At 48.7% G+C, this 15,314-nt stretch carries 14 protein-coding genes and 1 other annotated feature; of the genes, 7 read left to right on the top strand and 7 right to left on the bottom strand.

Features of this window, described 5'->3' with window-relative positions; all coding sequences use genetic code 11:
• Positions 1-50: 50 nt before the first annotated feature.
• Positions 51-1,541, bottom strand: coding sequence for a sulfatase (gene ydeN / locus SF1726; protein ID NP_707595.1), 1,491 nt, complete (start codon positions 1,539-1,541; stop codon positions 51-53).
• Positions 1,542-1,595: 54 nt separating this feature from the next.
• Positions 1,596-2,363: a mobile genetic element, on the top strand.
• Between ydeN and insA the strand changes: the two genes are divergently transcribed.
• On the top strand, positions 1,651-1,926 hold the full coding sequence (gene insA, locus SF1725; protein NP_707594.1) for an insertion element IS1 protein InsA: 276 nt from the start codon (positions 1,651-1,653) through the stop codon (positions 1,924-1,926). (Overlaps the previous feature by 276 nt.)
• Complete coding sequence (gene insB, locus SF1724; protein NP_707593.1) at positions 1,953-2,348, top strand: insertion element IS1 protein InsB; 396 nt, start codon at positions 1,953-1,955, stop codon at positions 2,346-2,348. It lies within the feature at positions 1,596-2,363.
• A gap of 66 nt (positions 2,364-2,429) precedes the next feature.
• On the opposite strand, the gene aroD is transcribed toward insB, so the two are convergent.
• The 6 genes from aroD to SF1718 form a co-directional block, all read right to left on the bottom strand.
• Positions 2,430-3,188 (bottom strand): 3-dehydroquinase, encoded by a 759-nt coding sequence (gene aroD, locus SF1723; protein NP_707592.1) that lies wholly within the window; start codon positions 3,186-3,188, stop codon positions 2,430-2,432.
• A gap of 30 nt (positions 3,189-3,218) precedes the next feature.
• Complete coding sequence (gene aroE / locus SF1722) at positions 3,219-4,085, bottom strand: quinate/shikimate dehydrogenase (protein ID NP_707591.1); 867 nt, start codon at positions 4,083-4,085, stop codon at positions 3,219-3,221.
• 11 nt (positions 4,086-4,096) lie between these two features.
• Entirely contained in the window at positions 4,097-5,257 is a 1,161-nt protein-coding gene (locus SF1721) for an amino acid/amine transport protein (RefSeq protein NP_707590.1), read from the bottom strand.
• 293 nt (positions 5,258-5,550) lie between these two features.
• Positions 5,551-6,696 (bottom strand): transport system permease, encoded by a 1,146-nt coding sequence (locus SF1720; protein NP_707589.2) that lies wholly within the window; start codon positions 6,694-6,696, stop codon positions 5,551-5,553.
• A gap of 159 nt (positions 6,697-6,855) precedes the next feature.
• Complete coding sequence (locus SF1719; protein NP_707588.2) at positions 6,856-7,212, bottom strand: hypothetical protein; 357 nt, start codon at positions 7,210-7,212, stop codon at positions 6,856-6,858.
• Positions 7,213-7,640: 428 nt separating this feature from the next.
• Positions 7,641-8,753: a hypothetical protein gene (locus SF1718; protein ID NP_707587.1), complete on the bottom strand. Its 1,113-nt coding sequence runs from the start codon at positions 8,751-8,753 to the stop codon at positions 7,641-7,643.
• A gap of 388 nt (positions 8,754-9,141) precedes the next feature.
• On the opposite strand from SF1718, the gene ydiJ reads away from it, so the two are divergent.
• The 5 genes from ydiJ (at position 9,142) to ynhE (ending at position 15,305) form a co-directional block, all read left to right on the top strand.
• Complete coding sequence (gene ydiJ, locus SF1717) at positions 9,142-12,198, top strand: oxidase (RefSeq protein ID NP_707586.1); 3,057 nt, start codon at positions 9,142-9,144, stop codon at positions 12,196-12,198.
• Entirely contained in the window at positions 12,195-12,605 is a 411-nt protein-coding gene (locus SF1716; protein ID NP_707585.1) for an acyl-CoA esterase, read from the top strand. Before ydiJ ends, SF1716 begins: the two co-directional genes overlap by 4 nt.
• Before the next feature lie 18 nt (positions 12,606-12,623).
• Entirely contained in the window at positions 12,624-12,893 is a 270-nt protein-coding gene (locus SF1715) for a hypothetical protein (RefSeq protein ID NP_707584.1), read from the top strand.
• Between the two features lie 547 nt (positions 12,894-13,440).
• A complete protein-coding gene (sufA, locus tag SF1714; RefSeq protein ID NP_707583.1) occupies positions 13,441-13,809 on the top strand; it encodes an iron-sulfur cluster assembly scaffold protein in 369 nt (122 codons plus the stop codon).
• Between the two features lie 8 nt (positions 13,810-13,817).
• Positions 13,818-15,305, top strand: a complete 1,488-nt coding sequence (ynhE, locus tag SF1713) for a cysteine desulfurase (protein ID NP_707582.1) — start codon at positions 13,818-13,820, stop codon at positions 15,303-15,305.
• Positions 15,306-15,314: the final 9 nt, after the last annotated feature.

Below are 15,314 nucleotides of genomic sequence, written 5' to 3'. Positions count from 1 at the left end.
GCTATCTCGCTCAATAAGGCGGCGGAAAAATCCGCCGCATGAAGGTTTAGTTATTTCGCTTCGCTTAGTGCTTTCTTGATATTGTTAAACTTCTCCTGATTTACCTCGCTAAGCGGTGGCTGGCTGCTGTCGATAAACTCTCTTACCACGCCTTGCATCTCTTTAACGACCTGCGGATTGGCGGCGGCAAGGTTATCTTTTTGCTGTAGATCCGTCAGTTTGTAGAGACCTAACTGATTGTTTTCTACTGTATAGACAAGCGAATAATCGTTATTTCTCACCGTATAAGAGAATTGGCTTAAGTCCTCAGTGTTGGGGTTATGCGGGTAATCGTCTGACTGATGGCGAACAAATTTGTGGTAATTATCCCAGAATGGAATATTTTCCTCATCAAACCAGTGAGAATAAGAGGTTATCCAGGTCAGATTTTTATGTGGCTCGCCTTGTTTCTTATCTTGCAACCAGGGCAGCAAGGGAACACCATCCAGCTTAAGGTCTTTTGGAATGCTGATATCGGCTGCATCAAGAGCTGTTGGGTAGAAATCCATTGCGGAAATCAGCTTGTCATAATTACCGGGTTGAAGTTTTCCTTTCCACCACATAAACATTGGGGTGTGAGTACCGCCAGGATAGGTCTGACTCTTATAGCCTTTTTGCGCCCCGTTCAGCGGCAGAGGACCATCGATAACCGCACCATTATCGGAGGTAAAGAGAATAATTGTATTGTCATACTGTCCGTTTTTCTTCAGTTGTTCGAGAATGCGTTTTACACCCTGATCAACAGAATAAACGGAAGCGTAGTAGTTATCTGCTGTTTGACTACCGGTATTAAATTGCTTCTGATATTGATCCGGTGCAGGATTATCATTTGGTAGGTGCGGAGCATTATAAGCCAGGTAAAGCATAAAAGGCTGGTCAAGTGTTTTGGCACGATCAACAACGCCAATTGCCTCATCGGTTAACTGATCGCTGATATAACCTTTTGCGGGGACACGTTCACGATTTTTGAACAGTGAAGGGGAGTTGTAATATGCCGTTCCTGCAGCGTGGAATCCCATAAAGTAATCAAAGCCACGGTTTTGAGGTTGCCATTCTTCCGCAGAAAATGTGGTGAAGTTGTCATGATAGTCACGCGTTTGTTTATCTTCCGGTACCGGCACATTACTGATTTTTGACAAGTGCCATTTACCTACTGCTGCAGTGTAATAACCATGATTCTGGAATAATTCAGGCAAGAAAGTTTCTGTTAGCGGAATACCATCCTGAGCATCGGTATTGGAATAGACACCAAAGCGGGCGGGAGCTCGACCGGTCATTATTGCGGCACGGGAGGGGCCGGAAACACCGTGTGCCACATAGCCGTTAGTAAAACGTACGCCTTCATCCATTAATGAAAGGAGCGTCGGCGTTGATTTTTGTGCAGCTTCAATGGCTTTATCTATCCCTATTTTGTAGGTATCGACAACTTCACGATTTTCCATTGTTTTTGGGTCAAAAGATCCCTTATCAAAAGGAAGTTGTCCATAACCAAGATCATCCATGGTTAGTACGATAATATTTGGCTTTCCTTTGGTACTGTATTCAGTCGGCGTAAGGGTAATGCTGCCAACTTACTGATTTAGTGTATGATGGTGATTTTAAGGTGCTTGCGTGGCTTCCATTTCCATCAGATGTCCTTCCTGCTCCGCTACTGAAGGCGTGGTGCGTAACGGCAAAAGCACTGCCGGACATCAGCGCTATCTCTGCTCTCATTGCCGTAAAACATGGCAACTACAGTTCACTTACACCGCCTCTCAGCCCGGTACGCACCAGAAAATCATTGATATGGCCATGAATGGCGTCGGATGTCGCGCCAGTGCACGCATTATGGGCGTTGGCCTCAACACGGTTTTACGTCACTTAAAAAACTCAGGCCGCAGTCGGTAACCTCGCGCATACAACCGGGCAGTGATGTGATTGTCTGCGCTGAAATGGACGAACATTGGGGCTACGTCGGTGCTAAATCACGTCAGCGCTGGCTGTTTTACGCGTATGACAGGATACGGAGGACGGTTGTGGCGCACGTCTTCGGTGAACGCACTCTGGCCACACTGGAGCGTCTTCTGAGCCTGCTGTCGGCCTTTGAGGTCGTGGTATGGATGACGGATGGCTGTCCGCTGTATGAATCACGCCTGAAGGGAAAGCTGCACGTTATCAGCAAGCGTTACACTCAGCGCATTGAGCGACATAATCTGAATCTGAGACAACATCTGGCAAGGCTGGTACGGAAGTCACTGTCGTTCTCAAAATCGGTGGAGCTGCATGACAAGGTCATCGGGCATTATCTGAACATAAAACACTATCAGTAAGTTGGAGTCATTACCAAAATACGGTTAAAAATACTTTTTTTATTTCGGCGGGGGAGGGTATTTCCGCCGAAATATTATTGCTTATGCCTGATGTAAAATAGTTAATACCGTGCGCAAATCATTTACCGAGATTTGCCCTGGCGCAGAGGCTTTTTTTACCGCACCAAAAGTTGCCGCCGAGCCAAATACTTCACCAACCAGACGAGAAATTACGCCAGTTTTTGCCATCGACATCGTGATGATTGGACGATCGGCATACTGCTCCTGCATCTCCAGGGTCGCGGCAAGCAACGTCAGCACATCGCTGGTACTTTGCGGCATCAGCGCAATCTTAGGAATATCGGCGTCGAAGGACTGCATTTTGCGCAGACGGGCAATGATTTCTTCGGCTTCCGGCGTTTTATGGAAGTCATGGTTGGACATGACAACTTTCACATCATGCGCGTGGGCGTAGGCGACGGTTTCTTTGACCTGATCATCGCCGGTAAATAACTCCAGATCGATCATATCAACCAGGCCGCTGTCGATGGCTGCACGATTGAGAGCAATATAAGCCTCGGTGGAAATCGCCTGCTCGCCGCCTTCTTTGGCACTGCGGAAGGTAAACAGCAGCGGTTTTTCTGGCATGGTTTCACGGAGAATTTTTGCCGCCGCCATGACAGACTCCACATTGGAGAGGTCGGCAAAGTGGTCCACACGCCATTCCAGAATATCAAAGTCCGCTTCACGATAGGCGAGAGCTTCGGATTTCACGCGGGCGATATCTTTCGCCATCAGCGAGACGATGATTTTAGGTGCGCCCGCACCAATGACGAGATCTTTTACAGTTACGGTTTTCATTTTTTACCCTTTCTGCACGCGGTCAGCCTGTCAGGCACCGAACCCCATGACCTGTTTAACATATTCCAGAGGGAAATCTTTGCCAGTCCATAACGTGAACTGTTCAGCCCCTTGCCACAACAACATGCCGTATCCATCAATCGTTTTGCAACCAGCTTGTTGTGCCTGCTGCAATAACTTCGTCATATGCGGGTTATACACGCATTCAGTGACCAGCAGTCCCGGATGTAACAGACTGATATCATTAACCAATGATTCATTCTCAAAGGGTTTCATACCTACTTTTGTGCCATTGGTTAAAATGTCGGCGGAAGCCAGGGCTTCAGCAAAGGCTTGCTGATCGGCGAGATCGGTATCCGTGACGACACAATCGGTGTTTTCGTTAACCCGCTGCGCGAAGGCGAGGGCTTTATCGAAGAACTCATCCCGACGGTTAAAGAGTTTAATTTCTTTTAAACCTTCAATTGCCCCCTGCGCGCCAATCGCCGTTGAGGCACCTCCGGCCCCTAACAGCACCATCGTTTTGCCTTTGATATCAAAACCGCTCTCTTTAATGGCGCGAATATGGCCCGTGCCGTCGGTGTTATAGCCACGCAGATAGCCATCATCATTAACGATGGTGTTGATGGCACCCACCAGTTTGGCTGCTGGCGTTAATTCATCAACATATTCACACGCCAGTTGTTTGTTCGGCATCGACACACCAGTTCCGCGCATTTTGAGGGCTTTTAATCCTTCAATTGCTCCGGGAAAGCTATCGTTATCCACTTCGAAGGCCATATAGGTAAATGGCAATCCCGCTTTTTCTAAGGCTTTATTCTGCATTTCAGGCGATAAACTGTGGCGGATAGGATAAGCCATCAATCCAATCAATTCGTATTTTGCGGTAACATCCATAATTAACTCCTTTAACCTCTATGCTTAATTGTGTTTAACCGGGTGCTAAATTTGCGTTCGCCAAACCGCACATCATTCTCAGGAATAATAAAAACGCGGTAATAGCGGCTAAAAACAATAATTGCGGTAATCAGGGCCAGCAGCGCGAAAGTAAAATCGAGAACAATGATATATTGCAGGCCGATGTTCGACAGATAACCGGTAATCAGCGGAATAACAAAGTTAGCCAGTCCACCCATCATCATATAAATACTGGTGACTTTGGCTTTGCTTTTGGGGAAAAACTCTGACATGACCGAAACACCGAGCTGTAAAATGCCGCCAGCTGCTGAGAAACCGATAACAAAGGCGCCGGCATTACACACCAGTGGAGAAGGGTACAGGTAGATAATGGCAGCTGTTATTGTTGCCAGCGCAGAGTTAAATACATTAGCCCAGATGGGCCGGACCATTTTTTTCAGTAGTGCGGCAAAAATAAAGACACAGACCAACGAGCCCATACTGTAATAAGAGATGGTTTTTAATGCCTCAGCTTCTGACATACCAGCAAAAGCCATCGCATATTTGGGCATCCACACCACAATCACATAAAAGGTCGAGAATGCGGCTACACCGAACAGTACCGATGAAACACCTTCCAGCCAGACTAAAGGTTTGCTGTTCATTTGCGGTAATTCATTAGCTACGCTGGCGTCCACCAACTGGCTGGGGAATTTGCTTTTCAACAGCATCAGCGTGATCAGTACAAACAGAATACCCGGAATAATCAGCCCATAGCCGTACCAGATATTATTGAGCAACATATAGCTCACCAGCATTGGGTAGAACATTTGCCCAAATGACACCATCGCTTTAACCAGTATGACCGCCGAACCAGAGGCTTTCGGAAAGCATTCCATGAGCGCGGGGTAGCCACCCGTATCCAGCGCTGAGTTAGCGATACCTACGCACACTGCCAGACCGTAGGCGAGAGTTAAATTCGGGCAAGCGGGAATACCAAAGAAGAATAGCAGATACATTATTACTGCCATTAATATCACCGCCCGACGACCAAACTTATCGGAGATCACACCGAAGAATAAAATACTGATCAATCGCCCCAAACCGATACCGGAAATTAAATAGGCAATGCCCGCGTTGTCAGTGGAAAACTTTTCTGCCAGAGATGTCATATTTTGGGCAAGCGTAATAACACTAATGCCGTGCAGGAAATAGCTGAAGTAAATACAAAGAACAGCCAGGATAAATGGCGTGCTGAAAGATAATTTCGTTACCGTACGTATTGTTCTCCGACGGTTTACATAATTACTATACTGAAGATGATTTTCCCTGGGTACATGGCATAAAGTTTATGTTTCCAGGAATATTGCATGTCATAGTTTGTTTTTGATCGCGATTTTCCTTAGTTAGCGCAGAAAGAGTTATTTATCCGTAAGATCTTGCATGACCTGAAAAGAATATTGCATTACCCACCCGGAGCGACATTTTCCTTTAGCGAGTGATGCCGCGTTTTTTTGCGGCTGCGTAAGCCGATAAACAGTGCCAGTAAAAAACCGATGGCAGTATCGAACCACATAATATCGGCAATACTTCTTTGGGACAGATGAGCCGTAATCAACGGAATAGTAAAGGTCGCAATACTGCCCGTACTGTAATAGATCCCTGTAGCTTTACCTTTAGCGTAAGGGAAACGTTCAGCCATTAACGTCAGGCCAATTTGCACAACACCTCCAGCAGAGGTAAAACCAATGACAAAAGCAAATATTATCACCACATAAAATGTGGGATGCAGGCAGACGGTAAACAGAGCAATAAATGAGATAAAGGTGTACAGCATCAGTAATGTTGTTGGGCGAACGGTATTACGAATGAGTGGAGCGGTAATAAATACACAAAGCAGCGAACCCACGGTGTAGATACTGAGTAGTTTGATCGACATAGTGTATGACATGCCTGCAACAAATTGTCCGTACTGTGCCAGCCACTGGCTAACCAGATAAAACGTTGCCATTGAGATATAGCCATATAAGGTATAACTGGCTAAATCGATAATTGAACAGCGATGTTCCGTAGAGCTGGTGGTTTTCTTTATGACAGGTAAGCGACGACCCGGATGGGGTGGGAACGTACAACGGTATAAAAACAGAGCGTTAATAAACATAATGCCTGCAGCAATCATAAAGGACCAACCGAACCACAGTTCAGCCCACACTAACAGGCTAATGATTAGCGGTAATAAAAATTGTCCGCTGGAAACAAATGCTTTAATTAAAATATTGGCTGTCCCAGGTGAGCGTGGAAAAGCTTCCATCAAACTGGGATAAGTGCCTGCATCGAGAAAACTGTTTGCCATTCCCGCCAGAAAGCCAAAAACATAAGCGATAATGATGTTATTGGTCTGCAGGATGTCAAAAAAGAAGGCCATATAGCAGCACATCCCGAGCATGATAAAAGGGCGGCGACCAAAGCGATCGGATAATAATCCTGCAAAAAGCAAGACACTTAATCGACCAATGCCCAGCGATGAGATAACTATCGAGACACCCGCGGCATTAGTCTGCCAAAGTGTCTCCAGCGAGGCCATATTCAGGCTCATCAAAATGACGCCCATACCATGCACCAGGTAATTAAAATACAACCCAAGTGCGGTAGGGTAATAGGGATTTTTCATAGGTTCTACTTAGCAAAGGTGCTTTAAAAAGTGTAGCGATGTTGTGTCAGTATCCATTCATTATTGTTGTAACAACGACAATTCCTTTCTGTGGAAAAATTAACAAAGCCGCTCCAGATCGTGTGCATATAATTCAGCGGCTACCGATTGATAGATCTTCCAGTCAATAAAATTGCCATCAGGGTAGACTTGTTGAAACGCGGTTAAGTCGGGGAAAAAACGCATGGTGTTGTTGCCGATGCGGTTATTTATTTTCTCTATGATGGCATGAAGATGTTTTTTTCGTTGCTGACGCATAGCCAACAGTTGCTCGACTACACAATCAGGAATGGCGCATTTGCCATTTTCCCACTGACGCCAGCTTTCACTGTCACCGGTCTGGGCAATCCAGGTCGCGCATTCATCAATAGTCATGGCAAAAATATGGCGGAGTGCCTGGAGTTCATAAGCGTTCATCGTGTAATGGCTGCATGAAATAAACAATAAAATATAAATAACATTATCAGCCTGCTGACGGCTTGAAGAGAGTCACAGTATCTTGTGCAACATTATTGGAAAGAGTGAGGGGCGAGGTAGCGAAGCGGAAAAATGTTAAAAAAAAGCCCATCGTGGGAGATGGGAAAAGACTACACACAGCAATTCGTTGTTTCACTCAGGGGATTTCCATGCTTATAAATCAATATGTTGATTTATAACCGTGAGCTAATAGTAGGCATACGGACTTTTTGCGTCGATCAGATTCGTCTCATTAGTTTAAAAACTGTAAAGAATTTGCGACAGGTACTACCAGCTGAATGGCGGTAAGCAGGAAAATATGGGGAAGAGCAAGCAAATATCAATTAGCGGTGATTAACAATCAGGCGGCAGAGCCGCCTGATGAGAAATTACTTATTCGGTTTCTCGATTTCGCCAAGTTCTTCGAGAATTTCTTCCGGTTGGTCCGTCGGTGGCGGGACTTCTTCCACCCACGCGGCAAACAGACGCCAGGAAACGGCTAACAGAACCGGACCAATAAACAGACCGATCATCCCGAAAGCAATCAAACCACCAATAACGCCAGAGAGGATCAGGATCAGCGGTAAATCGGCACCCATGCGAATTAACATTGGGCGGATGACGTTATCCAGCGTGCCAACCACACCGCTCCACACTAACAATACCGTTCCCCAGGTGGTATCGCCGGTCCAGTAGAGCCAGATAATCGCCGGAATCAGTACCGGCAACGGGCCAAGCTGGACAAGGCAGGAGAGGATCATTAACACCGTTAGCAACGTTGCATAAGGTACGCCGGATACGGCGAGGCCGATACCGCCAAGCACTGCCTGTACTAACGCCGTCACCACCACACCCAGCGCCACCGCGCGGATAGCCTGTGCCGCCAGCAGCACGGCGGCATCTCCGCGAACGCCTGCCAGACGGGTTGCAAAATGGCGAATGCCTTGTGCCACCTGTTCACCGCGCCAGTACAGCAGGGCACTGAAGAGAAGCATCAGCGCACAATGCACCATAAAGCGCCCGATATGCGCCGCCTGCCCAACGAACCAGGTGGTGGTGGTGCCAATATAAGGGCGGACTTTCGCCATGATCGCCGTACCCCCCATATCCAGCAAGTTGTGCCAGCCTGCATACAGCTTCGCGCCAATCACCGGAATGGTATTAAGCCACGCCAGATCGGGTAACGTCATGTCGCCGCTGGAAATGGCTTTAATTAGCGGGCCGCTGCCGTCGACGATACTGTTAACCAGCAAAGCAATAGGGATGATAAACACCATCACTAATAACAGCGTCATCACCAGAACGGCGAGAGAGCGGCGGCCAAACATGATCTTTTGCAAACGTAACAATACCGGCCAAGTGGCGATAACCACCGTACCGGCCCATGCAAAGCCGAGAATAAAGGGTTGAACAATCCACAGACATGCCACAATCATGATGGCTAAAAACAGCACCGAAAGCAGAATTTGTGCGACATCCCTGGGCTGACGAACATTTACCATAACTACTTTTCACCTTTTTTGTGCGTCAAATCGTCGACGCGACGTGAACACGCGAAACTCACCTGCATAATGATGAGCAATTTCAGCGGTTTTTAACAGGCCGATTCTGCCCTTAATTCTGATGGGCGTGTTAGAAAAAAATGTGGTACAACAACTCAGGCAACACGCAAACGATTTACTCGTCGTATTTCAAGTTGCATGTGCTGCGGCTACGTTCGTTCACCCCAGTCACTTACTATTGTAAGCTCCTGGAGTTCACTCGCTTGCCGCCTTCCTGCAACTCGAAATCCATAGAGTAAATAAACATCACCTTTCAGTGCGCTATTGCAGCCGCCTGAAAGAATAGTGTATCGACCTACATCACAGACCGCAGGAAAGGGTCAATATAATGATTCCACAGATTTCCCTGGCACCCGGCGTCGTTCAACTGGTGCTTAATTTTTTGCAAGAGCTGGAGCAACAAGGTTTTACCGGCGATGCGGCGACAAGTTATGCCGATCGTCTGACAATGTCGACCGACAACAGTATTTACCAACTTCTCCCCGATGCGGTGGTATTTCCGCGTTCAACCGCAGATGTGGCGCTGATCGCCCGTCTTGCCGCGCAGGAACGCTATTCATCGCTGATCTTTACCCCCCGCGGCGGCGGCACCGGCACTAACGGTCAGGCGCTCAACCAGGGGATTATTGTTGATATGTCCCGCCATATGAACCGCATCATCGAAATTAACCCTGAAGAGGGCTGGGTGCGCGTTGAGGCCGGGGTGATAAAAGACCAACTCAATCAGTACCTGAAACCGTTCGGCTACTTTTTTGCGCCGGAACTTTCGACCAGCAACCGGGCAACGCTCGGTGGGATGATCAATACCGATGCATCCGGTCAGGGATCGCTGGTCTATGGCAAAACGTCAGATCACGTACTTGGCGTACGCGCGGTGTTGTTGGGGGGCGATATTCTCGATACGCAACCTTTACCCGTCGAGCTGGCGGAAACGCTGGGTAAATCCAATACCACAATCGGGCGAATTTATAACACGGTTTATCAACGTTGCCGTCAGCAACGCCAGTTAATCATCGACAACTTCCCCAAACTTAACCGCTTTCTTACCGGTTACGATCTGCGTCATGTCTTTAACGATGAGATGACCGAGTTCGACCTGACGCGCATTCTGACGGGTTCAGAAGGGACGCTGGCCTTTATTACCGAAGCGCGGCTGGATATTACGCGCTTGCCTAAAGTGCGCCGTCTGGTGAATGTCAAATATGACTCTTTTGACTCTGCGCTGCGTAACGCGCCGTTTATGGTTGAGGCGCGGGCGCTTTCGGTAGAGACGGTGGACTCAAAAGTGCTGAATCTGGCGCGGGAAGATATTGTCTGGCATTCCGTCAGCGAGTTGATTACCGATATGCCTGACAAAGAGATGCTCGGACTGAACATTGTGGAATTTGCTGGTGATGATGAGGCGCTGATTGACGAGCGAGTTAATGCACTCTGTGTGCGGCTTGATGAGCTGATTGCCAGCCAACAGGCAGGTGTGATTGGCTGGCAGGTGTGCCGCGAGCTGGCGGGGGTTGAACGTATCTATGCGATGCGCAAAAAAGCCGTTGGTCTGCTTGGCAATGCCAAAGGTGCCGCTAAGCCAATTCCGTTTGCTGAGGATACCTGCGTACCGCCGGAACATCTGGCCGATTATATTGCTGAATTTCGCGCGCTGCTCGACAGCCACGGCTTAAGCTACGGTATGTTCGGTCACGTCGACGCAGGTGTCTTGCACGTCCGTCCGGCACTGGATATGTGCGATCCGCAACAAGAGATTTTGATGAAGCAAATCTCTGATGACGTGGTGGCGCTGACTGCGAAATACGGTGGTTTGTTGTGGGGCGAGCACGGCAAAGGTTTTCGCGCTGAATACAGCCCGGCGTTTTTCGGTGAGGAACTTTTTGCAGAACTGCGCAAAGTGAAAGCGGCATTTGACCCGCATAACCGACTCAACCCAGGGAAGATTTGCCCGCCAGAAGGTCTCGATGCGCCGATGATGAAAGTGGACGCGGTGAAGCGCGGTACATTCGATCGGCAGATCCCCATTGCGGTACGCCAGCAGTGGCGCGGTGCGATGGAGTGTAACGGCAACGGTTTATGCTTCAACTTTGATGCCCGTAGTCCGATGTGTCCGTCGATGAAGATCACCCAGAACCGGATTCATTCACCGAAAGGGCGCGCAACGCTGGTGCGTGAATGGCTGCGCTTGTTGGCGGATCGCGGCGTTGACCCACTCAAACTGGAACAAGAACTGCCTGAATCCGGCGTCAGTTTGCGGACGTTAATTGCCCGCACGCGCAATAGCTGGCATGCGAATAAAGGCGAATATGACTTCTCACACGAAGTCAAAGAGGCGATGTCGGGCTGTCTGGCCTGTAAAGCTTGTTCGACCCAGTGCCCCATCAAAATTGATGTGCCGGAGTTTCGCTCTCGTTTTCTGCAGCTCTATCACACCCGTTATTTACGCCCGCTTCGCGACCACCTCGTTGCTACGGTCGAGAGCTACGCACCGCTGATGGCACGCGCGCCGAAAACCTTTAACTTCTTCATTAACCAGCCGCTGGTGCGCAAACTCTCGGAAAAACATATCGGCATGGTTGATTTGCCACTGCTGTCGGTCCCCTCGCTACAACAACAAATGGTGGGGCATCGCTCGGCAAACATGACGCTGGAACAGCTTGAAGCTCTCAATGCAGAGCAGAAAGCGCGCACGGTGTTGGTGGTGCAGGACCCCTTTACCAGCTATTACGATGCGCAAGTGGTGGCGGATTTTGTCCGTCTGGTTGAAAAATTAGGTTTCCAGCCTGTGTTACTGCCATTTTCGCCAAATGGCAAAGCCCAGCATATCAAAGGCTTTCTTAATCGTTTTGCGAAGACGGCGAAAAAGACGGCGGATTTCCTCAACCGTATGGCTAAGCTTGGGATGCCAATGGTGGGCGTCGATCCGGCGCTGGTACTTTGTTATCGCGATGAATATAAACTGGCGCTGGGCGAGGAACGTGGCGAGTTTAACGTCTTACTTGCGAATGAATGGCTGGCAAGCGCACTTGAGTCACATCCAGTGGCTACAGTCAGCGGTGAATCATGGTATTTCTTTGGTCACTGTACCGAGGTTACCGCTTTGCCGGGCGCGCCAGCACAATGGGCCGCGATATTTGCCCGTTTTGGCGCGAAACTGGAAAATGTCAGCGTGGGTTGCTGCGGCATGGCAGGGACTTACGGACATGAAGCGAAAAACCATGAAAATTCGCTCGGGATCTATGAGTTATCCTGGCATCAGGCTATGCAGCGACTGCCGCGTAACCGCTGTCTGGCGACCGGATATTCCTGCCGTAGCCAGGTAAAACGGGTTGAAGGCACGGGGGTACGCCATCCTGTGCAGGCTTTACTGGAGATTATTAAATGATATGGAAACGGAAAATCACCCTGGAAGCACTGAATGCTATGGGTGAAGGAAACATGGTGGGGTTCCTGGATATTCGCTTTGAACATATTGGTGATGACACCCTTGAAGCGACAATGCCAGTAGACTCGCGGACAAAGCAGCCTTTCGGGTTGCTGCATGGAGGAGCATCCGTGGTACTGGCCGAAAGTATCGGTTCCGTTGCCGGTTATTTATGTACCGAAGGTGAGCAAAAAGTGGTTGGTCTGGAAATCAATGCTAATCACGTCCGCTCGGCACGAGAAGGGCGGGTGCGCGGCATATGTAAACCGTTGCATCTCGGTTCGCGTCACCAGGTCTGGCAGATTGAAATCTTCGATGAGAAAGGGCGTTTGTGCTGTTCGTCACGATTGACGACCGCCATTTTGTGACGTTGTCACCAGAAAAGTGTGACGCATATTGCTTTTGGTCATTATCTGCACAGTAAACGGTGGTATACTGTGCAGGTCTTGTCTAAAAGCGAGGATGCTATGTCTACTCAACTTGATCCCACCCAGCTGGCCATTGAATTTTTACGCCGTGACCAGAGCAATCTTTCACCTGCCCAATATCTCAAACGTCTGAAACAACTAGAACTTGAATTTGCTGACCTGCTTACTCTCTCTTCTGCTGAATTAAAAGAAGAAATCTACTTTGCCTGGCGTCTGGGCGTGCATTGATCCTGACTTAATGCCGCAAGTTCGCCAAATCGACCTGGATTAACCTCCGTCCAGGTTCGATGACCTTCTTAATACTGCTTATCTACCGCCTGATATTGTTCAAAAATAATACTAATCGCAGTTTGTGTTAAAACGGCGGGTTAGCTTTATGAGATTATTCTTATCGCCCCTTCAAGAGCTAAGCCACTGAGAGTGCCGGAGATAAGCGCCGGATGGGGTAGAAACCCTTAAGCCTGTGTCGCACAGACTTAAGGGTTTTCTTATTTCTGAACGCTGCACTTTTTTACCTATCTCTTAAATAGTCATTTTCAATACAACTTTTTCTTTTTCATCACAGCCTTAATGCTCCTTAGATAATAACCATTATCTAACAATGAGATACCTAATTCTTAGCGTGCCTGTTAACCCACACATCAGGGGCTATGCTTATTAAAAGCAGGCAAAAAGAATGTTTTACGGTAAAGCCCCTGCGTTTGCTGGGTTGAACTGATAATCATTATCACTAACATGCTGTTATACGCTGAAAGCGATGAAGTGAGGTAAATAGATGGACATGCATTCAGGAACCTTTAACCCACAGGATTTCGCCTGGCAAGGCTTAACGCTGACACCCGCAGCGGCGATACACATCCGCGAGCTGGTGGCAAAGCAGCCAGGTATGGTCGGCGTGCGCTTAGGTGTGAAGCAAACGGGCTGCGCGGGCTTTGGCTATGTGCTCGACAGTGTTAGCGAGCCGGACAAAGACGATCTGCTGTTTGAACACGACGGCGCGAAGCTGTTTGTCCCGCTGCAATCGATGCCGTTTATTGATGGCACGGAAGTCGATTTCGTTCGTGAAGGACTTAATCAGATATTCAAATTTCACAACCCTAAAGCCCAGAATGAATGTGGCTGTGGCGAAAGCTTTAGGGTATAGGCGGTACTATGTCTCGTAATACTGAAGCAACTGACGATGTCAAAACCTGGACCGGCGGCCCGCTGAACTATAAAGAAGGATTCTTCACCCAGTTAGCCACCGATGAGCTGGCAAAGGGGATAAACGAAGAGGTGGTGCGCGCAATTTCGGCGAAGCGTAATGAGCCGGAGTGGATGCTGGAGTTTCGTCTAAACGCCTATCGCGCATGGCTGGAGATGGAAGAACCGCACTGGTTGAAAGCGCACTACGACAAGCTGAATTATCAGGATTACAGCTACTACTCAGCACCATCGTGCGGTAATTGTGACGACACTTGCGCGTCTGAACCTGGCGCGGTGCAGCAAACTGGCGCGAACGCCTTTTTAAGTAAAGAGGTGGAGGCGGCGTTTGAGCAGTTGGGCGTTCCCGTGCGGGAAGGCAAAGAGGTGGCGGTGGATGCCATTTTCGACTCTGTTTCGGTTGCCACCACTTATCGCGAAAAACTGGCGGAGCAGGGAATTATTTTCTGTTCCTTTGGTGAGGCGATCCACGATCACACGGAACTGGTGCGTAAATATCTCGGCACCGTGGTGCCGGGGAATGACAACTTCTTTGCAGCACTTAATGCGGCGGTAGCCTCTGACGGTACGTTTATTTATGTGCCTAAAGGCGTGCGCTGCCCGATGGAACTTTCCACCTATTTTCGCATTAACGCGGAAAAAACCGGGCAGTTTGAGCGCACAATTCTGGTGGCCGACGAAGACAGCTACGTCAGCTACATTGAAGGCTGTTCCGCTCCGGTGCGTGACAGCTATCAGTTGCACGCGGCAGTGGTGGAAGTCATCATCCATAAAAACGCCGAGGTGAAATATTCCACGGTACAAAACTGGTTCCCTGGCGATAACAACACCGGCGGTATTCTCAACTTCGTCACCAAGCGTGCTTTGTGCGAAGGCGAAAACAGCAAAATGTCATGGACGCAATCAGAAACCGGGTCAGCGATTACGTGGAAATATCCCAGCTGCATTTTGCGCGGCGATAACTCCATTGGTGAGTTTTACTCAGTGGCGCTGACCAGCGGTCATCAGCAAGCGGATACCGGCACCAAGATGATCCACATCGGTAAAAACACCAAATCGACCATTATCTCGAAAGGGATCTCTGCCGGACATAGTCAGAACAGTTATCGCGGCTTAGTGAAAATCATGCCGACGGCAACCAATGCGCGCAATTTCACTCAGTGCGACTCAATGCTGATTGGCGCTAATTGTGGGGCGCATACCTTCCCGTATGTCGAATGTCGCAATAACAGCGCACAACTGGAGCACGAGGCAACGACATCACGTATTGGTGAAGATCAACTGTTTTACTGCCTGCAACGCGGGATCAGCGAAGAAGACGCCATCTCGATGATTGTTAACGGTTTCTGCAAAGACGTGTTCTCAGAACTGCCGCTGGAATTTGCCGTTGAAGCACAAAAACTCCTCGCCATCAGTCTTGAACACAGCGTCGGATAAGGAATAAAC

The organism is Shigella flexneri 2a str. 301, from assembly GCF_000006925.2.
Taxonomy (GTDB): domain Bacteria; phylum Pseudomonadota; class Gammaproteobacteria; order Enterobacterales; family Enterobacteriaceae; genus ECMA0423.
The sequence above is the reverse complement of the archived record's forward strand: the minus strand, read 5'-3'. Positions and strand labels throughout refer to the sequence as shown.

Coding starts and splice junctions, on each gene's coding strand:
- ydeN (NP_707595.1), bottom strand. CDS start 1,541: ATGGATGATCTTGGTTATGGACAACTTCCTTTTGATAAGGGATCTTTT.
- aroD (NP_707592.1), bottom strand. CDS start 3,188: ATGAAAACCGTAACTGTAAAAGATCTCGTCATTGGTGCGGGCGCACCT.
- aroE (NP_707591.1), bottom strand. CDS start 4,085: ATGGATGTTACCGCAAAATACGAATTGATTGGATTGATGGCTTATCCT.
- SF1721 (NP_707590.1), bottom strand. CDS start 5,257: ATGACATCTCTGGCAGAAAAGTTTTCCACTGACAACGCGGGCATTGCC.
- SF1720 (NP_707589.2), bottom strand. CDS start 6,696: ATGGGCGTCATTTTGATGAGCCTGAATATGGCCTCGCTGGAGACACTT.
- SF1719 (NP_707588.2), bottom strand. CDS start 7,212: ATGAACGCTTATGAACTCCAGGCACTCCGCCATATTTTTGCCATGACT.
- SF1718 (NP_707587.1), bottom strand. CDS start 8,753: ATGGTAAATGTTCGTCAGCCCAGGGATGTCGCACAAATTCTGCTTTCG.
- ydiJ (NP_707586.1), top strand. CDS start 9,142: ATGATTCCACAGATTTCCCTGGCACCCGGCGTCGTTCAACTGGTGCTT.
- SF1716 (NP_707585.1), top strand. CDS start 12,195: ATGATATGGAAACGGAAAATCACCCTGGAAGCACTGAATGCTATGGGT.
- sufA (NP_707583.1), top strand. CDS start 13,441: ATGGACATGCATTCAGGAACCTTTAACCCACAGGATTTCGCCTGGCAA.
- ynhE (NP_707582.1), top strand. CDS start 13,818: ATGTCTCGTAATACTGAAGCAACTGACGATGTCAAAACCTGGACCGGC.